Raw genomic sequence first — 19,701 nt, 5'->3', positions numbered from 1 at the left:
TTGATAGTAAAACGTGGCGACGTATATTTTGCAGACCTTTCCCCTGTAGTTGGCTCAGAACAAGGTGGAGTTCGTCCGGTTCTCATAATACAAAATGATATCGGTAATCGTTTTAGTCCTACCGTTATAGTCGCTGCGATTACAGCACAAATCCAAAAAGCAAAGCTTCCAACACATGTTGAAATCGATGCTAAAAAATATGGATTTGAACGTGATTCGGTTATACTACTAGAACAAATTCGAACGATTGACAAACAACGATTAACCGATAAGATAACACATCTTGATGATGAGATGATGGATCAGGTTGATGAAGCGTTGCAAATCAGTTTAGGACTTGTTGATTTTTAAAGTTGCTTTTATAGCAGCTTTACCTACATAGATTATAATAAATGTTTTGTAACCCTTTCGTCTTGAAAGGGTTATTTTAGGTCTTATATAATTCCCAAAAATTGGAGGCGTTATTTTTGTCACAACAATTGATTAATAAAATTGCATCTGATTTAACAATTACTTCGAAACAAGTAGCTACCGTAATTGAATTGAAGGAAGAAGGAAATACGATTCCCTTTATTGCTAGGTATCGAAAAGAAAAAACAGGATCTCTTGATGAGGTGCAAATTCATTCCATTTTAGAAAAATATGAGTATGCTGTAAATCTTCAAACGAGAAAAGATGAAGTAATCCGTTTAATTGAGGAAAAAGGGAAACTGACTGATGAATTACGTAAAAGTATTACATTAGCTACAAAGCTACAAGAAGTTGAAGATTTATACCGACCATATAAAGAAAAAAGAAGAACTCGCGCTACAGTTGCTAAAGATAAAGGGTTAGAACCTTTTGCAGAATGGTTATTTTCAATGCCAAATGAAGGTTCACTTGCGGATGAAGCGTTAAAATACATAAATGTTGAACTGGAAGTTAATACAGTTGATGAAGTTATTCAAGGTGGAAAAGATATAATTGCGGAATGGATTGCAGACGATGCTACGTATCGAAAGTGGATTCGTGAAGTTACCTTCAAAAAGGGAACGATTGAAAGTACTGTAAAAGACTCTGAAAAAGACGAGAAAAAAGTATACGAAATGTATTACGAATACTCTGAACCAATTTCAAAGATTGTTCCACATAGAATACTAGCAATGAATCGTGCTGAAAAAGAAGATATATTAAAGGTTGCAATTCAATCTCCTTTTGAAGAGATTATTTTATATTTAGAAAAAAGGGTTATTACAAAGGACACTTTTGTACGATCAATCCTGGTGGAAGTCGTTGAAGATGCATATAAAAGATTAATTCAGCCTTCAATTGAAAGAGAGATTCGTAAAGAATTATCCGAAAAAGCTGATTCACACGCGATTAATATTTTCTCAGAAAACTTGCGTTCATTATTACTGCAACCACCATTAAAAGGGAAAATCGTGCTAGGAGTAGATCCTGCATTCCGTACAGGTTGTAAATTAGCAGTAGTAGATGAGACGGGGAAAGTTCTTAAAATAGGTGTGATTTACCCTCATCCTTTCAAAGGTGAAAGGGAAGAGGTTCAAAGAAATAAAAGAGAACAAGCAGTTGCAAAAATTAAAGATATTCTTATCGAATATAAAATAGAAATGATCGCAATTGGAAACGGTACAGCTTCGAGAGAAACAGAGCTGTTTATTTCTGGAATTTTAAAAGAAATGAAAAATAATACTTATTATGTAATCGTAAATGAAGCTGGTGCAAGTGTTTACTCAGCATCTGAGTTAGCAAGAGAAGAGTTCCCTGATTTCCAAGTTGAGGAACGAAGCGCAGTATCAATTGCAAGACGACTACAAGATCCGTTAGCAGAACTTGTGAAAATAGATCCTAAATCTGTTGGGGTAGGATTATATCAACATGATGTATCTCAAAAGAGCTTAAATGAATCATTATCATTCGTCGTTGAAACATCTGTTAACCAAGTTGGCGTAAATGTAAATACAGCTTCAGTTTCACTACTTCAATACGTATCGGGCTTGTCCAAGACAGTAGCGAAAAATATTGTTAATTACCGTGACGAAAAAGGGAAAATTACAAACCGAAAAGAGCTTAAAACAATACCTAGATTAGGCGCTAAAACATATGAGCAATGTATTGGGTTTTTACGTGTTCTAGAAGGAGATGAGCCTTTAGACCGTACAAGTATCCACCCGGAAAGCTACGTACAAGTAAAAAAATTATTAAAGCAATTAAAATTCTCAACGAGTCAAATTGGTTCAAGTGAATTGAAAGAAAAGTTAAAGACGATTAATTTAAAAGAAGTATCAGAGCAACTAGATATTGGTGAAATTACGCTAAAGGATATTTTAGCATCATTAATGCAACCTGAAAGAGATCTACGAGATGAATTAGCAGCACCAATCCTTCGCCAAGATGTTCTTCAAATTGAAGACCTAAAAATAGGAATGGAACTTGAAGGAACAGTAAGAAATGTAGTCGATTTTGGTGCGTTTGTTGATATTGGGCTAAAGAACGATGGCCTTGTTCATATTTCTAGAATGAGTAGTAAATTTATTAAGCATCCGCTTGATGTTGTATCGGTTGGTCAAGTAGTCAAGGTATGGATTGCTGAAGTAGACCAAAAGAAACAAAGAGTAGGTTTATCTATGCTACCAATTGAATCGAAAGAAATCGTCAAAGCTTAATTTTTTGATAATAAAACCAACATTGATTTAATAATTTAATTTGATAACGGTTTTTTTCATAAAATGCTTTTTGAATTTGAGTTTTAAGCCAACTAGGCATTACCATGATGAAAACCTCCAACTTAAAAATCTTCGCCCATCTTTTTTGAGGATGGGCGATGAAATAAATGAGTGAGGGATAACCTTCCGATACGTTGTATAAAAAGGATAACTGTATTGTTCATTTTGGATAGTAAAAATTACGCCGTTGTAGAGAGGTTTACTAAGAGCAGCCCATTTAGCATAAATCGTACTAATAAGATCTTTTAAAATTCTCATTTGTAAGTTTAATGTATGCGCATACCCAAGAATTTGTGAGTTGTTCAGTTATAATAAAGTAGAAAAAAGGATGGCGATTCATAATTGGATAACGAGGAGATACAAAAACTGGTTGAAGAACTATCAATCACTTATTTTGAGCGACCATTTCTTCACCAAGCTTCTTTCAATACTAGATTAAGGACAACTGGTGGTAGGTATTTATTAAAAACAAGTAATATCGAATTAAATAAATTTTATTTAGAAGAACACGGAATTGAAGAGCTAAAGGGGATCATATTACACGAGCTGTGCCATTATCATCTTCATATTATGAAAAAAGGATATAAGCATGAGGATAGAGACTTTAAAGAACTATTAAAAAAGGTAGGTGCACCTAGGTATTGCAAACCACTAAATTCAATAAAAAAAAGAACGCATTCCTATAAGTATAAATATAGATGTTCAGGGTGTGGGCAAGCTTTTTTAAGAAAAAGAAAAGTGGACACTAGTCGCTATGTATGTGGAATGTGCAAAAGTCCATTAAAACTATTATAAATAGTGTTGACATCTAATATGCATTTAGTTTATATTAATACTTGTCATCACGTTACAAAACTTGATGAAAAGATTAGTATTTTTCCGCAGTAGCTCAGTGGTAGAGCACTCGGCTGTTAACCGAGTGGTCGTAGGTTCGAACCCTACCTGCGGAGCCATTATTATAGAGAAGTACCCAAGTGGCTCAAGGGGCGCCCCTGCTAAGGGTGTAGATCGTTTACGCGGTGCGAGGGTTCGAATCCCTTCTTCTCTGCCATATTTTTTTTGGCCCGTTGGTCAAGCGGTTAAGACACCGCCCTTTCACGGCGGTAACACGGGTTCGAGTCCCGTACGGGTCACCATTTTTATCCTGGAGGATTAGCTCAGCTGGGAGAGCACCTGCCTTACAAGCAGGGGGTCGGCGGTTCGAGCCCGTCATCCTCCACCATTAACTTCATATGGTCCCGTGGTGTAGCGGTTAACATGCCTGCCTGTCACGCAGGAGATCGCCGGTTCGATCCCGGTCGGGACCGCCATTCATTACTACATATTGTAGTATTTTTTTCTTTATTTGGAGAAAAATAGTAAGAGTGGGTTTTTGGAGTTAGACCTTAAATATTTTAAATGTCGGATTGTTTTTTATCTTGAGGAGTTAATTCTAGAAGTGGAAGCAAAACAACATAAAAAAAATCCTGCGGAGCGGGTTCATGAAGATTACTCGGAGAAGTTGATCCATGATGTTACATCAATGGGCTATAGCCAAGCGGTAAGGCAACGGATTTTGATTCCGTCATGCCCTGGTTCGAATCCAGGTAGCCCAGCCATTTGTTTTAGAAGATTGAGGTGTTAGACTGTTTTACTTTGGAGTAGTTTCTGGAGGATAAACATTAAAACACAAATAATCCTATAGTGTGGGTTCTTGAAGGTCACTCGAACTTTAGGTAAAGAAGTATATTGAAGTGTCGGATTGTTTTTTATCTTGAGAGGTTGATTCGAGAGGTAAAGGCAAAACAACATAAAAAAAAATCCTGCGGAGCGGGTTCATGAAGATTACTCGGAGAAGTTGATTCATGATGTTACATCAATGGGCTATAGCCAAGCGGTAAGGCAACGGATTTTGATTCCGTCATGCCCTGGTTCGAATCCAGGTAGCCCAGCCATTTTAGTTTTTTATAAGTATGTTTAAGGTAAGGGGATTTGCTTTATCTTAGACGCGATCGTGTAGACAGTAAGTTGGTTTAAAAATATTTGGTATTTAGTTATACTTGTAATATCTTTATATTATGAGCCATTAGCTCAGTAGGTAGAGCATCTGACTTTTAATCAGAGGGTCGAAGGTTCGAATCCTTCATGGCTCACTTTTGTTTATTCGCGGTCGTGGCGGAATGGCAGACGCGCTAGGTTGAGGGCCTAGTGGAGGTTTCTCCGTGGAGGTTCAAGTCCTCTCGGCCGCATCAGTAATATCAACGATTTAATGGTTAGTACTGATAAATTCTAATTTTTCTGTACTCCTTTTTACTCCAATTTTATAACAAATGTAAATAATTCTTATGGACGTTACATTAAAGTAACGTTCTTTTTATTTGTTTTTTTGTTTAGTTTTAATTATGAAGGAAGAAAGAATAAGGGCAAAAATTTCCCTCGGATTTTTTATTTTATGAATTTTTTGGAAATAATACAAAGAGAAAAGGTTATTTTTACCAAAATCATGTTATTATAATTAAAAATAATCAATTTAAGGGTTTGGTCGAATGAAATTAAACGAATTAAATATTTCAATTAAAGAATTTGAAGATTTATTGTTTACTTATCTGCATTCCATAGACACAAAAATGGAAGTTGAGGAGAAAAATAATAAATTGTTTCATTATCAATTTCAACCGGATGGGGAAAAAACAGTTACAATTAGAGTACAGGAAACGAATAATGGGTTATCTATATCTTCTAGTCTTGGTAAAAACCAAGAAGGTGGAAATAAATTTTTGGAATGGTTTAATGAACAAGAAAGTGCGACTCGTAAAGTAAAAGATTCATCTGCATCTTACTTAGTTGATAAGCATAATATAGAAAATATCAAAGAAAAATTAGTAAGCAAAATAAAAGAAAATAGTTTCGAATTAGAAGAGGTTGTGGATCCACAACATTGTATTTATAGGTGGAAAGTTAAACATCCATCACGTCAAGAAAAAATTACAGTAAGTCAATACTCAACGGGTATACTATTACTTCAAGGCAAAACATGGAATGTTTGGGATATGCTATGTGGTGAGATTGAACGAGAATTAAATGTGTCAGTTAAAGAAATTGTTATTAGAATAGCATCCACTGCTGATGAATCAGTTCAAAGTGTAGTTACTGACAATGCTGTTTCGAACGCTACTAAGAATGTTTCAAGTAGACTTGGTAAAGCCTATGAATTTCTATATGAACGTGATCAAAAATCAATGGCTTCATCTCAATTTTTTCTAGATACTACACCAGAGTTACCGGAATATTTCTCATATGTTGCTCCTGCTTTAAGGTCATTAGAAGGATATTTGAAAAAAATTATTATCGATAAAGAGATTTGTACGAAACAAGAAGTAAAACATTCTGATTTCCGTTTCCATGAAAAAGTATTTAACACTAACCAAAGAGTAACTTTACAACCGAAGGCACTAGCGAAATTAGGACGAAACCCGAAAGTTCATACATTATTAATAGGAATGTATGACATTTTACAAAAAGTAAGAAATAAGCATTTTCATGGTGGCCCAGACCAACTAGAAATACTAGATATAAGGACAGCAGTAAAAATTGTTGAAGATATATATAGACACGTTTCGGAAAGCTATGAACTTTTATTTTAGATTTTAGGATGATAAAAAATGGAAAATAAAAATATTTTTGTCCATTCAAGTTATACGGAAGTTAATAAGATTACAGCACAGATAAGTATTTATCGTAATAATAATTTTAGAGGTTATTTTGATTTATTAATACCAAACCCAATTACAAATAAAATACCATATTTAGTTATAATTGCTAAAGGATACGAAAACCCTACAGACTGGACATATGAAACATATACGGGAATTAATAACTTTTTAATGCAGTTAAAGCTTGATATTAAAGATTTTGAAATTTATGTTGATCTATATAATTTTCTAGGCCCATACGAAGACTATATTTTTAAGTGGAACCTAAACGTATCTGATGATAGTATTCAAGAAGAATTGGTTAAGTTGAGTAAGAATGGTTTAACTTTTGATTTTATTCAACAAATTGAAGAATTACATGATTGTTAATAAGATAGGGGGGATTGATTTTGTCTAATGAGGATTTATATATGGCCGTAAAGAATTTTAAAACCACTTGCTTCCAAAATAATGTAGTCATTACAGATGAAAAAGACATTCCCTATGGTAAACAGTTTAAAGTTAAACATGAGAATGAAATAGTTCAAGTAAATCTTTATTTTGGAAAAAAAGGATTACAAATAGTTATTCAGGGAAAGGATTCACCCACTAAGCATTTTATTAAAGAAATATTTGATAAAAATGATAAACAAGAAATTTCTTCTAGTGATATTAAGTATATTTATGATAAGCCATGGATTGGAATTGATGAATCAGGAAAAGGCGATTTTTTTGGTCCGTTGGTTTGTACGGGTGTTTTACTTAAACCAGCAGATATTAAAAATTTGGAATTACTAGGTGTAAGAGATAGTAAAAAGATTTCGGATAATCGGATTTTAGAAATTTCTGATCAACTAAAGCTTTTATTAAATAATAGAATTAGTTCAATAGTTTTGAGACCTTATAAATACAATGAGTTATATATGAAGATGAAAAATCTTAACTCAATTCTTGCATGGTGTCATTCTACTGTATTAGAAAATTTATTACAAAAACAAATGGTTGAGTTAGCTATTTCAGATAAGTTTGGAGATGTAAGTTTAATAAACAATAGATTAAAAAAATTAGGCAAAGAAATAAATTTAATTCAAGAGACAAAAGCTGAAAAAAATTTAGCAGTAGCAGCTGCGTCGATAATAGCACGAAGCGAATATTTGTTATGGCTAAAACATGCTGAAGAAAAGTACAATTTGAAATTTCCGAAAGGAGCTGCTTCCAGTGTTGTTGAAGCTGGTAAAACATATTCATTAAAGTACGGTTTTGAAAATTTAAACGAAGTGACCAAATTACACTTTAAAACGATTAATGATATTTAAAATAAGTAAAAAAAATAGTGGTAATTTTATTAATAGTTAATTTTATTTATTTTTAAGCGAAGATTTAGTGTATGTTCAAGTCCTTTAGGCAGCATCGTTTATTTTAAGGAGTTAATTTTTTTAATATTGACGTCCTCCTTTTTACTCCAATTATTTTAAAAGTTTTACTTATATTAAAGGTTTAGTAAATTAACATTTGTATGTAAATTTAGGACTTACACTTCGGTGTAGTTTTTTTTTGTATTTATACTCTGTAAAAACGTAATTCCTTGTTATTTGTAAATTAACAGGGTATTTTTCAATAGAAATATATATGAATGAGTTAGTATATGGGACGAAAATATATCGTTTAAATGATGCTTTTGGAGCGTTTAGACTTGTAATTGTATATACTTCAATCTAATTGTAGATAAGTACCAAGGGTGTTAATATAGGTTTAAGAAGTAATTTTCGGAATCAGGGGAGTATTTATGGATAGATATGATTATATTGAAGCAATTGTGATTTACATCAGAAGTGTAACAGGTATAAATTTTCAATTACAACTAAAAGATATTTTACGTGCTTATTATAAATATAAAGGGCTAACATACGGCATGCCTGATTTTTATGGTGGAGATCAAAAAAATGATGGTTGGGTTAAAGAAAATGCAACTTTTTATCAAATTTTTGCACCTACTAGATTAAAAGACTCTTTAAAAACTGAGATTGAAAAGAAATTTAAGGATGATCTTGAGGGGCTTTTGAAAATAGTTTATAAGGAAAAGAAATGGAAGGGTAATATTAATAAATTTATTTTTATTGTAAATACAATTGATGGTAATCTACCTCATGATAGTAATAGTTATTTTGACAATCTAGTGGAAAAATTAAACAAAGAATACTGTATTAATATTGACCATTTAGTAAGCAATTGTGATTATATAAGAGATTTATTAGAAGAAATTGACGATATAGATGTTCTTAAGAAGATTTCAGCTACATTAAGAATAAAAAGTATTGTAGATTATAATGCAGTTTCTGAAACATTAATTATTAGCTTGATTGAAGAAATATCAGGTAATATTTCACATCAATACCTTGGAAGTAAATCTTTTGAAAAATATCAAAGAGTATCTTCAGCGAACAAAATAATTATTAATAAATTAGAAGGTAAAAAAGAAGAAATTGAAAACATAATAGAGAAACTAGATATAGTGGACAAAGCTATTAATGTTATCAATCAAGATATACTTTTTGAAAATAAGTTTGATAGAGTTAAAAATTTTATCATTAATAAATATGAGGATTTAAGTAAAGAGTACAAAGGTGAGGATTTGTATAAAATTCTTATAAGTGAAACTTTGTCATACACTAATAATAATAGCATGGCTGAAATACCAATGAAATTTTTAATAATTTATATTTTTGATAAATGCGATATTTTTGAAAAAGAAGAGGTGAAACTTAGTGATATTACCTAGTAAATATGTTAGTGTAGGTGAAAGTTTTATTGGATTAAGTGCGCTTATACTTGAGATTCTATTGGAAAGAAAGAATACTATTGAAATATTATGGTCAACTTTTGAAAAGAAATACATCAAAACGAATAAAATAAGTAATCCACCTACATTACAAAAATTCATATACCTTTTAGAATTCATGTATTTAACTAATATGATTACTTACAATAGCAAAGGAGAAATTATTATTAATGAGAATAATTAAATTGGTAATTAGTACTCCTGCAGAAGAAGTAATTAGAGATATAGATTTTAGAGAATCTGGGACATCTTTTATATATGGAGATGTTCAAGATCCTAAAAATTCAAGAGCAACAATAAATAGCTTAGGGAAAACATTACTTTTAAAGCTTATTGATTATATATTCGGAGCGAATGAAGATCCTACTATTATTAAAAAGGCGATACACGGCTATTATTTAGATGCAATAATAAAGCATAAAGATAAGAAATATAACATTCGTAGAGAATTAGGTACATCAGAAAATATTCTTATTAATGGGGAACCTAAATCTTTAACAGAATATAAAATATTTTTTGAAATAGATAGAAAGAAAATAAGTAAACAATTTTTAGTAAGTAAAAAATCCAGTGAAATTAGTATGAGAAATAACCCTGATAAAGATGATGTTGTATGTTTTTTAGATTTGTTAGGTTTGAAAGAGATTTTGGATGATGTAAGTTGTATTTATGGATCTCAAGATAAAATCAAAGAGCATAAGAAATATAAAAATGAACTTATATCATTTTATGGTAATATTGATACTAAGCAAATTGATGAAGAGATATATTATGTAGATAAAGAGGTTGAAAGATTATCTAATAAGATAAAAGAAATTGCTGAAAAAATAAAAAAATTAGAAATATCTGAAATGCAAACAAATATTGTAGAAGAATATGTCCATAAAAGCAATGTTTTAAAAAAGAAAAAAGCAAAAAGTGAAATTGATAAATTTGAGATTAATAGATTAGATGAATTTATAAGCAGTTCGGATAAAACAGATGTAAAAAGTGATCATATTCTTGCGATATATAAAAAAGCAAATATAGATGTTCCAGATATGGTTAAACGGGAACTTAAAGAAGTTGAGGAATTTCATAAAATCGTTTATAACGAACGCAAAGAGTTTTTATATAAAAAGAAAATATTACTTGAAAAGTCAATATTAATATTAGAAGAAGAAATTACAAATTTGTCAAATGATGTTAACAAATTAGGTAAGATAATTTCAGTTAATAAAATATACCAAGAATCAGTAGAACTTTTTGGTAAATACAATAGTGATCTTCAGGAATTTAAATATAAAGAAGGAAAATTATCTCAAATTAAAAATATAGATGACCAGATTAAGACAGAAGATTCTAATTTAACGTCTCATTTTGTAAAGGCGGAATCGATAAGAAGTGAATTTGAAGAATTAATCATAAAGTTTAGAGATTTTATATATCTAATTACAAAAGAGATTTATGATGAAGAAGTTAATTCTTTCTTTGATATTAAAGTACGTAAAAAACATTTAACTAGAAGACCTGTTTCTATTGAGATAAATCTAAAAGGTGATACTGGTGAAGGAGTTAATGAAGTAAGAAAGAATTTAATGGATTATTTATTATTTAAATATAATCAAGAACTGGAGTTCTTAGTTCATGATTCATCATGTTATAATGGAATTGACCCTCGTCAGGTTTCTAATATGCTACAAGAGATTAGAAAAATTTCCCTACAAAATAAAAAACAAGTAATTATTGCAATTAATAAGTATCAAATCGGGAATAATGAAAATCTATTGGAAATAATAAAAAAAGAAAGTGCAATAATCTTATCCGAAAAAGATAAGCTATTTAAATTTGAATTTGAAGTTTGAATGATAAAACAAGTGAAAATACTAAGAAAGAAGAAGTTTACTATATGACTTCTTCTTTTTTTATTTATAGTTAAGTTTTTATTAGGAGTAGATCTTATTATCAAATATGATAAATTATATAAAAAAGACGTTACCTTAAATAGGTGCCTCAACGAGGGTCATAAATTTTATAACATAAACGGTAAAATTACCAAATCAAAAAAATACAGTGGTCAAAATTGGTTCATTCAATATAGACTTTAATATGGGATATAAAAGTGACATTGAATAGGGAGAAATCCCTTTTTATTGATTTTAGCCCTCGGTTGAACAAATTTCAATAATTTTAGGAGAATCCCAAAAGTTGATTAATAACGACAGAGAGTAGATAAAATGATAAAATATAAAGACATACATTAAAGGAAAAGGAGTAGATAGATATGTTGCAAAATGATAATGAAGACTCCTTTTTATATTCCGGAGACTCGTTGGATTTTTATAAAATATGGCCAAAAGCTAATGTAATTGTTTCAGATGGCCCTTATGGGGTTAATGGATATGTTGGTGATTCGAATACTCCACAAGAATTACCGGAAATCTATGAACCTCATATTAAAGAATGGACTAAATATGCTAAACCAGGAGCAACATTATGGTTTTGGAATACAGAGATTGGATGGGCCCTTGTTCATCCGATTTTAGAGAAATACGGTTGGGAATATAATGGTTGTAACACATGGGATAAAGGTATAGGGTTTATTGCTGGTAACAGTAATAGTAAAACTTTATCAAAATTCCCGATTGTTTCAGAAGTTTGTGTTCAATATCTTCTTAAGCCTAAGTTTAAATTTAATGACGAAGAGGTTGAAGAAAAAGTTTGGTTAAGAGCTGAATGGCAACGATCTGGATTACAGTTATATAAAACAAATGAGGCTTGTGGAGTTAAAAATGCTGCGACTAGGAAATATTTTACTCAATGTCATTTATGGTATTCTCCGCCACCAGAACAATTTGAAAAGATTGTAAATTACGCTAATGAACATGGACACCCAGCAGGTAGACCTTATTTTTCGTTAGATGGAATAGAATCGTTAACTAAACAGCAATGGATAGACATTCATCCTAAGTTCTATTGTCCATATGGAACTACAAATGTGTGGAGTGTTCCAATGGTTGCTGGAGAAGAAAGGATTCGTAAGAAAGGAAGCCAAAAGGCAGCTCACTCAAATCAAAAGCCTTTAAAATTAATGAATCTTATAATTGAAAGTTCAACTGATAAAGGAGATGTAATTTGGGAGCCATTTGGAGGATTATGTAGCGCCATGTATGCCGCAATTGATAACGAGAGACAAGCTTATGGCGCAGAAATCAATAAAGAGTTTTATGAACTAGCAATGGAACGTCTTGAATATTTAAAACGTAAAAAGGGTATAAATATTTCTCAAGATATTGAAGATAATTTAAATGATGAAAAAAATGATAAAATTGAACAATTATCTATTAGCTTATAAAAAAAGGAGCATATTACTTGCTCCTTTCCTTATTTTTAATCCACTATTGGTTCTTCTGGTGCTTCATCTTTCCATAAATCCATGTATTCTTTAATTGTAGCTTCATTCTTGGAAATTTTTCTCCAATGAGAAATCTTTTTATCATGGAAAATTTTATCGTAAACACGCTTCTTGAATTTTGCAATGTCTTCATGTTCAATTCTATCAATTTTAGCAAAGTTGGTATCTAGACGATAAGAATATTTAGAATGTAGTTCATTAACCTTTTCTATAATTTCTGGAGTTGGGGAATAACTGGACTTTATTTTTTCATCCCATTCCTTAACTTCTTGTATTGCCTCTAAAAGTTGTTGTGCTTGTTCCTCTTTGTCTGTTTGAATTACATAACCTTCAACATTCGTTTGTTGTAAGTTTGCAGTTCTTCCTCCAGTTTCTTGAGGTTCTACAACTAAATACTGAGGTGGCTTATAATAATGATTATCTCGGCACTTTGCTACCTCAGAAGCAGGTCCTACCCAAACATCAATAATCTTTGGACGTCCATGAAGAATAAACTCAGGTAACCAAGCAATTAATGCAACATAAGTGTTATCGTCACCACAATGCTGATAGCTACCTTTAAATCTTGCAGTTATTTCAGTAGCAAATGGAAACCATGCTTTAACCTCAAAACCAGGTGTCTTTTCAAGGAAATCGTTTTGATAGATGTTATCTGGAAAACCTGGGTCTTGACGAATCCATTTACCAAATTCAGAATATTTTCCGATTTGGTTAAGATGATTTGCCATGTTTTCTTCGATCATGTTTCCTGTTATAGATGATAACTTTGAAATTGTTTTTGATAAGAACTGGGCATATTCGATATCAACTGGTTTATTGATACTTAATACATCAAATGTATGGCCTTCTAACTTTTTAAGAGCTTTAATTGCATCGTCAATGACTTCTTTATATGTTGGTTTTGTTCTAGTATCTGACAACATATGTCCCCCCTAATTTTTAAAGTACTCTTATATAATACCAGAATAAAATTTTATATAGTTGGAAATTATTGGTTTTTTGCAAAAAATTCGCACTATTTTAAGAGTGCTAAATCGATGGCTCTCCAAAGATACAGTGATGCAATCGAATTGTACGGACTCCAATTTGATAAAAGAATGTTTTTAACATTTGAACTGTAAAAAATCTGTACTCATTGCTAAATGTTTTACCCGTTCATCATCTACAGTGAAATATAATTTTTCTATTTTTGTTCTCCTAATTAGGAATTCAATAAAAGTTTATCATCGAATGGTCAAGAAATATAATGATTCTCTTTCATCAAATTTTTCTTTTTTCAATTTAAGTTTTTCACGAACCAGTATTCAAGTGATTGATAGATTAGTAGAGTGTGGAAAAATTTTAGGAATAGAACTTTTGGACCACATTATCATTGGAGATGGATGTTATACTTCATTAAAAGAGCTAGGAAAATTTTAAATGTTTTCGGAGGAAGTTAAATGAAATTTAAATTGAAAATGAACGAAGAAACAAAAAAGTCATTATTACAAAATGGTAAGAAATATGGAAAAGCTGCATTTCTAGGAGCTGTAAGTTCAGTTCTTGTATTGGTTGCAAAAGAAGTTGAAAGTAAGAAGAAGGAGGACTAATGAAAGAGAGCTAGGAGAATATCCTAGCTTTTTTCATGCATTGAGCAATATTTATTATCAACTAATTGATTTTCAATGCAGGAGAATCCATGTGAGAAACACTAATTTTTTCATTTTACAACTTAATTTATCTAGATATAACGCCAATGAGGTGATTATATTGAAAAAAATATTTTACGTTTATTCCCATTCTCTAGATGGAAAAATATTTTATATTGGTAGCAATTGTGGAACCAACAATAAACATAATCCAAATCGTGCTTGGGAAAGAAGCTATAGGAACGATAAATATAAAAATTATGTTGGAGATCGTTTAAATGAAATAGAGGTTAATATTTTAGAATGGTTACCAATTAGAACAACAAGTGGAGAATGTCAAAGAAGAGAAATTGAATGGATACATTACTACCACGATTTAGGATTAGCAGAATGTTCGGGTCAAGACCATCGTGGAGAAAAAAATGGAAATTATGGAAAAGGATATCTTCAATCAGGAGAAAAAAATCATATGTTTGGTGTTACTCCAACAAATGCTCGACTATGCATAATTTATAAAGATGGAGTAGAGATTGGAAAATTCAATTCTGTGATGTCAGCAACAAAATATTTAGAAAGTAAAATTGGTGGAAATTTAATAGTTGGGATAAGAAAAATTCTTAATGGATCGTGGGTCCCAGGAAAAAGAAGTCAGTTATATGGATATTCTATAAAATATGACATTGACAATTAGTAACCGTATTTTTATACTAAGTCTAGTAACGTAAAAAAGTGCTTGGTTGCTAAAAACCTTGATATTTATGACTTTATTGCTATATTGAGATTGGACTAAATTGAGGGCCTAGTGGAGGTTTCTCCGTGGAGGTTCAAGTCCTCTCAGCCGCATCAAATTATATATAAGTAATAAGGCTTCTACGTAATGTAGAGGCCTTTTTTGTGTTTAAAATTTGTATGAGTTTAAGGAAGGTACATTGAAACGTATACCACGAAGAGGGACGTTTGTGTCGTCGAATAAGTTTAATAATGAACTATTATCTATAAGCGGATTCTCGGAGTTTAGCCACCAACTAGGGATGATTCCAAATTCCCGAATCCTTAGAAGTGAAGTCATCCCAGCATCAAAGGATGTTGCAGAACATCTCAAAGTTGAGGAAGGAAGTCGCGTACTAGAACTTGAGCGACTTATGTATGTAAATGATCGTCCCCTTTATTATGATATTGCGCATTACTCACTAATTCGTTTTCCAGATTTGGAAAAGAAAATTGCAACAGACGAATCTACATATAAAGTTCTCTCAAAGGAATATCATACAGAAATCCTAAGTAACGATAAAATCATCGATGTAATCGGTGCGACAAAAGTATATGCAAATTACCTTGAATGCGATATAGGGGCTAATCTATTTAAAATCCTAAAAATAGCATATGATTCAAATGAGGAACCTGTCCACCTTTCAATGTTTATGTGTGAAACAAGTAAAGTAACCTTAACCGTACATCGAACAAAATAAAGATAATTACTAAAAAACTCACTTTTATTATTCAAAAGTGAGTTTTAATATTTTAATTACAATATTGGAGATAAGAGGCGCGAGATCGCTTCTTTTAACTTGATTATGACTGATCGCTCTTGATATTTTTCAATTGTAAGCTCACTACTATGATTACTATCAAGTAAAAAAAGATTTTGTAGCTCAGAAGCTTTTTCATCAGAATAGGTAATCGCGTTTATTTCAAAATTTAATTTAAAACTACGCGTATCAATATTTGTAGTTCCTACCGAAGCTACTTCGTGATCAACAACGATTGTTTTAGCATGTAAAAAACCATTTTCATAAAGTAATATTTTTGCGCCATATGATAAAAGTTCTCCAGCGTACGATAGAGATGCCCAATACACGAATGGGTGATCAGGTTTACTTGGAATCATTATCCTTACATCGATACCGGATAAAATTGCGATTTTGCATGCGTCCATAATGCTAGCATCTGGAATAAAATACGGTGTTTGGATATAAACACTTTTTTTTGCAGACATAATTAACTTAACGTACATGTTTTTTAAGTGCTCTGTTTCTGAATTTGGGCCACTTGCTACTATTTGGATAGGGGTGCTTCCAATATTCTTTTCATTATTAAATGAGAATTCTTCTATATTATGTACAGGCTGATTAGTAGCTTGTTGCCAGTCTAAAATAAATCTACCTTGAATTTGGTTTACTGATTCTCCCTTTATACGAAAATGAGTGTCTCTCCAATAGCCAAATTTCTGATCAATACCAAGATATTCATTTCCAATATTGAATCCTCCGATATAAGCAATTCTTCCATCAATAATACATAGTTTTCTGTGATTCCTATTATTTAATCGAAAATTGATGAGTCTTAAGAATGAAGGGAAGAAAGCTTTTACCTCTCCACCATGTTTAACAAGTTCTTTGAAAAAAGAGGGTGTAATTCTTTTGGAACCAATGTCATCATACAGGACTCGTACTTTTACACCTTCTTCTGCTTTTTTTGTAAGTTCATCTCTAAGTTTTTTTCCTAATGAATCACGCTGAATGATGTAGTACTGAATATTAATCTCCTTTTTGGCAAGTTGTATGTCTTTGAATAGTGAATTAAATTTCTCGTGTCCATCTCGAAACGTTTGGATCTCATTATTTGTCGTTAATAATGCGTTAGCTGACTTTAAATTCATCATAATTAAGTGTGAATGCTTTGATAGTAGCTTATCTTGATGGAAACTTTGATCTGTATGAATTTTATTAGCTTGTTCCGTAACCGCCAATTGAAGATAAGTTTTTTCTTTAGTCGATAGGTGGTAGAAATTCTTTTGTTTTAGTTGCCTACCTAAAAATAAATATAGTAAAAATCCTACTATTGGTATAAAAAATAAAATCATTAGCCACGCCCATGTGGCGACAACATCTCTTTTTTCAATAAATACAACAACCCCCGCTAGAAGTATATTGATGATAAGGAGGATTGTAAGAAAATTAATATCCATTTTTCACACTTCCTATTAGTTAGATTACCTTATTTTAGTTTAATATCTTTTTTAATGCTCATTTATAATATTTTTTATTTATAAAGAACAAAGTATTCAAAAGCTCTTCATAGTTACTCAAAAATAAAGACATATTATTTATACCAAATCCATCTCGTTAAAATAATGGAAAACTGAAATAAAGAATTGTTTGTTGTATAGAAAAGGGAGAAACTCTACTTTTATCTGAGCCTGTACTTAAATTGTACTATAGGAATTCAGTTCTTATTGCGTAGTACTATGTCAGAAATGATAAATATGTATTGATTAAAGCTAAATTATTAACTTATAAAAGCTCTATAAGTACAGTTAAATCAACTAAGTAAATAAACTAGTCATTTTTTTATTTGAAAAGTGTTGACATTGATTGTCCTATGCTTTAATATAGTTTAAGTCACGTCAGACAAGTTAACGAAGTCAACGAAAGCTTATCGTAGTAAGCTTTTAAAGTTTAAAAAAACTTTTAAAAAAGTTGTTGACATAAACAGTTGGATGTTATAAACTGTAAAAGTCGCTAACGAAGACGACACACTTTACAATATGCGCCCGTAGCTCAATTGGATAGAGCGTTTGACTACGGATCAAAAGGTTATGGGTTCGAGTCCTTTCGGGCGCGCCATATTACGGGAAGTGGCTCAGCTTGGTAGAGCACCTGGTTTGGGACCAGGGGGTCGCAGGTTCAAATCCTGTCTTCCCGACCATTTCGCGGGTGTAGTTTAATGGTAAAATAGAAGCCTTCCAAGCTTCGGTCGTGGGTTCGATTCCCATCACCCGCTCCATTATGAACTTTGAAAACTAAACAAAACATGAAGTAAACGTCAATTATTAGTTTTTTGAGCAATACAAGATTTAAACTTAACTTTTATGGAGAGTTTGATCCTGGCTCAGGACGAACGCTGGCGGCGTGCCTAATACATGCAAGTCGAGCGGACTAATGGGAGCTTGCTCCCGTTAGTTAGCGGCGGACGGGTGAGTAACACGTGGGCAACCTACCTGTAAGACTGGGATAACTTCGGGAAACCGGAGCTAATACCGGATGACATAAAGGAACTCCTGTTCCTTTATTGAAAGATGGCTTCGGCTATCACTTACAGATGGGCCCGCGGCGCATTAGCTAGTTGGTGAGGTAACGGCTCACCAAGGCGACGATGCGTAGCCGACCTGAGAGGGTGATCGGCCACACTGGGACTGAGACACGGCCCAGACTCCTACGGGAGGCAGCAGTAGGGAATCTTCCGCAATGGACGAAAGTCTGACGGAGCAACGCCGCGTGAGCGATGAAGGCCTTCGGGTCGTAAAGCTCTGTTGTTAGGGAAGAATAAGTGCTAGTTAAATAAGCTGGCACCTTGACGGTACCTAACCAGAAAGCCACGGCTAACTACGTGCCAGCAGCCGCGGTAATACGTAGGTGGCAAGCGTTGTCCGGAATTATTGGGCGTAAAGCGCGCGCAGGCGGTTTCTTAAGTCTGATGTGAAAGCCCCCGGCTCAACCGGGGAGGGTCATTGGAAACTGGGAAACTTGAGTGCAGAAGAGGAAAGTGGAATTCCAAGTGTAGCGGTGAAATGCGTAGAGATTTGGAGGAACACCAGTGGCGAAGGCGACTTTCTGGTCTGTAACTGACGCTGAGGCGCGAAAGCGTGGGGAGCAAACAGGATTAGATACCCTGGTAGTCCACGCTGTAAACGATGAGTGCTAAGTGTTAGAGGGTTTCCGCCCTTTAGTGCTGAAGTTAACGCATTAAGCACTCCGCCTGGGGAGTACGGTCGCAAGACTGAAACTCAAAGGAATTGACGGGGGCCCGCACAAGTGGTGGAGCATGTGGTTTAATTCGAAGCAACGCGAAGAACCTTACCAGGTCTTGACATCCTCTGACAACCCTAGAGATAGGGCTTTCCCTTCGGGGACAGAGTGACAGGTGGTGCATGGTTGTCGTCAGCTCGTGTCGTGAGATGTTGGGTTAAGTCCCGCAACGAGCGCAACCCTTGATCTTAGTTGCCAGCATTTAGTTGGGCACTCTAAGGTGACTGCCGGTGACAAACCGGAGGAAGGTGGGGATGACGTCAAATCATCATGCCCCTTATGACCTGGGCTACACACGTGCTACAATGGATAGTACAAAGGGTTGCAAGACCGCGAGGTGGAGCTAATCCCATAAAACTATTCTCAGTTCGGATTGTAGGCTGCAACTCGCCTACATGAAGCCGGAATCACTAGTAATCGCGGATCAGCATGCCGCGGTGAATACGTTCCCGGGCCTTGTACACACCGCCCGTCACACCACGAGAGTTTGTAACACCCGAAGTCGGTGGGGTAACCTTTTAGGGGCCAGCCGCCTAAGGTGGGACAGATGATTGGGGTGAAGTCGTAACAAGGTAGCCGTATCGGAAGGTGCGGCTGGATCACCTCCTTTCTATGGAGACATCATGAACCGATGG

16 protein-coding genes, 12 tRNA genes, 1 rRNA gene and 1 pseudogene are annotated in these 19,701 nt (G+C 33.2%); 27 read left to right on the top strand and 3 right to left on the bottom strand.

Annotated features, from left to right (window positions below; all coding sequences use genetic code 11):
• Together ndoA and AB1282_RS04750 are read left to right on the top strand one after the other, a co-directional pair.
• Positions 1 to 351, top strand: coding sequence for a type II toxin-antitoxin system endoribonuclease NdoA (gene ndoA / locus AB1282_RS04755; RefSeq protein WP_056476047.1), 351 nt, complete (start codon positions 1 to 3; stop codon positions 349 to 351).
• 116 nt (positions 352 to 467) lie between these two features.
• The gene (locus tag AB1282_RS04750; protein ID WP_286131774.1) at positions 468 to 2,666 is read left to right on the top strand and encodes a Tex family protein; all 2,199 of its coding nucleotides are present in this window, start codon (positions 468 to 470) and stop codon (positions 2,664 to 2,666) included.
• On the opposite strand, the gene cmpA is transcribed toward AB1282_RS04750, so the two are convergent.
• A complete protein-coding gene (gene cmpA / locus AB1282_RS04745; RefSeq protein WP_088044329.1) occupies positions 2,656 to 2,766 on the bottom strand; it encodes a cortex morphogenetic protein CmpA in 111 nt (36 codons plus the stop codon). The two genes, AB1282_RS04750 and cmpA, sit on opposite strands and share 11 nt — an antisense overlap.
• A 302-nt stretch (positions 2,767 to 3,068) precedes the next feature.
• On the opposite strand from cmpA, the gene AB1282_RS04740 reads away from it, so the two are divergent.
• From AB1282_RS04740 to AB1282_RS04660, 17 genes are all read left to right on the top strand, one after another.
• Positions 3,069 to 3,521, top strand: coding sequence for a SprT family protein (locus AB1282_RS04740; RefSeq protein WP_390312810.1), 453 nt, complete (start codon positions 3,069 to 3,071; stop codon positions 3,519 to 3,521).
• An 83-nt stretch (positions 3,522 to 3,604) separates the two neighbouring features.
• Positions 3,605 to 3,679: transfer RNA gene (locus AB1282_RS04735), tRNA-Asn, on the top strand.
• A 7-nt stretch (positions 3,680 to 3,686) separates the two neighbouring features.
• A tRNA-Ser gene (locus AB1282_RS04730) sits at positions 3,687 to 3,777 on the top strand.
• Between the two features lie 10 nt (positions 3,778 to 3,787).
• Positions 3,788 to 3,862, top strand: a tRNA-Glu gene (locus AB1282_RS04725).
• A 10-nt stretch (positions 3,863 to 3,872) separates the two neighbouring features.
• Positions 3,873 to 3,948: transfer RNA gene (locus AB1282_RS04720), tRNA-Val, on the top strand.
• Positions 3,949 to 3,960: 12 nt separating this feature from the next.
• Positions 3,961 to 4,036: transfer RNA gene (locus tag AB1282_RS04715), tRNA-Asp, on the top strand.
• A gap of 213 nt (positions 4,037 to 4,249) precedes the next feature.
• Positions 4,250 to 4,324: transfer RNA gene (locus AB1282_RS04710), tRNA-Gln, on the top strand.
• 261 nt (positions 4,325 to 4,585) lie between these two features.
• Positions 4,586 to 4,660: transfer RNA gene (locus tag AB1282_RS04705), tRNA-Gln, on the top strand.
• A gap of 125 nt (positions 4,661 to 4,785) precedes the next feature.
• Positions 4,786 to 4,858: transfer RNA gene (locus AB1282_RS04700), tRNA-Lys, on the top strand.
• A 13-nt stretch (positions 4,859 to 4,871) separates the two neighbouring features.
• Positions 4,872 to 4,954, top strand: a tRNA-Leu gene (locus AB1282_RS04695).
• A 297-nt stretch (positions 4,955 to 5,251) separates the two neighbouring features.
• A complete protein-coding gene (locus AB1282_RS04690; protein ID WP_429898623.1) occupies positions 5,252 to 6,349 on the top strand; it encodes a hypothetical protein in 1,098 nt (365 codons plus the stop codon).
• 18 nt (positions 6,350 to 6,367) lie between these two features.
• Positions 6,368 to 6,787, top strand: a complete 420-nt coding sequence (locus AB1282_RS04685) for a hypothetical protein (RefSeq protein ID WP_429898621.1) — start codon at positions 6,368 to 6,370, stop codon at positions 6,785 to 6,787.
• A 20-nt stretch (positions 6,788 to 6,807) separates the two neighbouring features.
• Complete coding sequence (gene rnhC, locus AB1282_RS04680) at positions 6,808 to 7,713, top strand: ribonuclease HIII (RefSeq protein WP_429898620.1); 906 nt, start codon at positions 6,808 to 6,810, stop codon at positions 7,711 to 7,713.
• Between the two features lie 470 nt (positions 7,714 to 8,183).
• The gene (locus tag AB1282_RS04675; RefSeq protein WP_429898618.1) at positions 8,184 to 9,176 is read left to right on the top strand and encodes a hypothetical protein; all 993 of its coding nucleotides are present in this window, start codon (positions 8,184 to 8,186) and stop codon (positions 9,174 to 9,176) included.
• On the top strand, positions 9,163 to 9,420 hold the full coding sequence (locus tag AB1282_RS04670; protein ID WP_429898617.1) for an ABC-three component system middle component 6: 258 nt from the start codon (positions 9,163 to 9,165) through the stop codon (positions 9,418 to 9,420). The genes AB1282_RS04675 and AB1282_RS04670 overlap by 14 nt, the downstream gene beginning before the upstream one ends.
• The gene (locus AB1282_RS04665) at positions 9,407 to 11,080 is read left to right on the top strand and encodes a DUF2326 domain-containing protein (protein ID WP_429898615.1); all 1,674 of its coding nucleotides are present in this window, start codon (positions 9,407 to 9,409) and stop codon (positions 11,078 to 11,080) included. The genes AB1282_RS04670 and AB1282_RS04665 overlap by 14 nt, the downstream gene beginning before the upstream one ends.
• 419 nt (positions 11,081 to 11,499) lie before the next feature.
• Complete coding sequence (locus AB1282_RS04660) at positions 11,500 to 12,570, top strand: DNA methyltransferase (protein WP_429898613.1); 1,071 nt, start codon at positions 11,500 to 11,502, stop codon at positions 12,568 to 12,570.
• A 35-nt stretch (positions 12,571 to 12,605) separates the two neighbouring features.
• Here the strand turns inward: AB1282_RS04660 and AB1282_RS04655 are convergent, their stop codons facing one another.
• A complete protein-coding gene (locus AB1282_RS04655) occupies positions 12,606 to 13,550 on the bottom strand; it encodes a hypothetical protein (RefSeq protein ID WP_429898611.1) in 945 nt (314 codons plus the stop codon).
• 370 nt (positions 13,551 to 13,920) lie between these two features.
• Between AB1282_RS04655 and AB1282_RS04650 the strand changes: the two are divergent.
• From AB1282_RS04650 to AB1282_RS04635, 4 genes and pseudogenes are all read left to right on the top strand, one after another.
• Positions 13,921 to 14,049: pseudogene (locus tag AB1282_RS04650) on the top strand (JAB domain-containing protein); the annotation flags it as partial.
• Positions 14,050 to 14,069: 20 nt separating this feature from the next.
• Entirely contained in the window at positions 14,070 to 14,219 is a 150-nt protein-coding gene (locus tag AB1282_RS04645; RefSeq protein ID WP_429898609.1) for a hypothetical protein, read from the top strand.
• A 160-nt stretch (positions 14,220 to 14,379) separates the two neighbouring features.
• Positions 14,380 to 14,949 (top strand): hypothetical protein, encoded by a 570-nt coding sequence (locus AB1282_RS04640; RefSeq protein ID WP_429898608.1) that lies wholly within the window; start codon positions 14,380 to 14,382, stop codon positions 14,947 to 14,949.
• A gap of 268 nt (positions 14,950 to 15,217) precedes the next feature.
• Positions 15,218 to 15,727, top strand: coding sequence for a UTRA domain-containing protein (locus AB1282_RS04635; protein WP_429898606.1), 510 nt, complete (start codon positions 15,218 to 15,220; stop codon positions 15,725 to 15,727).
• A gap of 56 nt (positions 15,728 to 15,783) precedes the next feature.
• Here the strand turns inward: AB1282_RS04635 and cls are convergent, their stop codons facing one another.
• Positions 15,784 to 17,226, bottom strand: a complete 1,443-nt coding sequence (gene cls, locus AB1282_RS04630; RefSeq protein WP_429898605.1) for a cardiolipin synthase — start codon at positions 17,224 to 17,226, stop codon at positions 15,784 to 15,786.
• A gap of 581 nt (positions 17,227 to 17,807) precedes the next feature.
• On the opposite strand from cls, the gene AB1282_RS04625 reads away from it, so the two are divergent.
• The 4 genes from AB1282_RS04625 (at position 17,808) to AB1282_RS04610 (ending at position 19,676) form a co-directional block, all read left to right on the top strand.
• Positions 17,808 to 17,884 (top strand) — tRNA-Arg (locus AB1282_RS04625).
• A 5-nt stretch (positions 17,885 to 17,889) separates the two neighbouring features.
• Positions 17,890 to 17,966: transfer RNA gene (locus AB1282_RS04620), tRNA-Pro, on the top strand.
• Positions 17,967 to 17,970: 4 nt separating this feature from the next.
• Positions 17,971 to 18,044 (top strand) — tRNA-Gly (locus tag AB1282_RS04615).
• Positions 18,045 to 18,126: 82 nt separating this feature from the next.
• Positions 18,127 to 19,676, top strand: a 16S ribosomal RNA gene (locus AB1282_RS04610).
• Positions 19,677 to 19,701 lie beyond the last annotated feature (25 nt).

This window comes from Gottfriedia sp. S16(2024) (genome assembly GCF_050473765.1).
GTDB lineage: Bacteria > Bacillota > Bacilli > Bacillales > Bacillaceae_G > Gottfriedia.
This window is presented reverse-complemented; position numbering and strand designations above follow the sequence as displayed.

Excerpts from the sequence above, each read along its gene's own strand:
- cls (WP_429898605.1), bottom strand. The coding sequence starts at position 17,226 with ATGGATATTAATTTTCTTACAATCCTCCTTATCATCAATATACTTCTA.
- AB1282_RS04685 (WP_429898621.1), top strand. The coding sequence starts at position 6,368 with ATGGAAAATAAAAATATTTTTGTCCATTCAAGTTATACGGAAGTTAAT.
- AB1282_RS04665 (WP_429898615.1), top strand. The coding sequence starts at position 9,407 with ATGAGAATAATTAAATTGGTAATTAGTACTCCTGCAGAAGAAGTAATT.
- cmpA (WP_088044329.1), bottom strand. The coding sequence starts at position 2,766 with ATGCCTAGTTGGCTTAAAACTCAAATTCAAAAAGCATTTTATGAAAAA.
- AB1282_RS04660 (WP_429898613.1), top strand. The coding sequence starts at position 11,500 with ATGTTGCAAAATGATAATGAAGACTCCTTTTTATATTCCGGAGACTCG.
- AB1282_RS04645 (WP_429898609.1), top strand. The coding sequence starts at position 14,070 with ATGAAATTTAAATTGAAAATGAACGAAGAAACAAAAAAGTCATTATTA.
- AB1282_RS04675 (WP_429898618.1), top strand. The coding sequence starts at position 8,184 with ATGGATAGATATGATTATATTGAAGCAATTGTGATTTACATCAGAAGT.
- AB1282_RS04690 (WP_429898623.1), top strand. The coding sequence starts at position 5,252 with ATGAAATTAAACGAATTAAATATTTCAATTAAAGAATTTGAAGATTTA.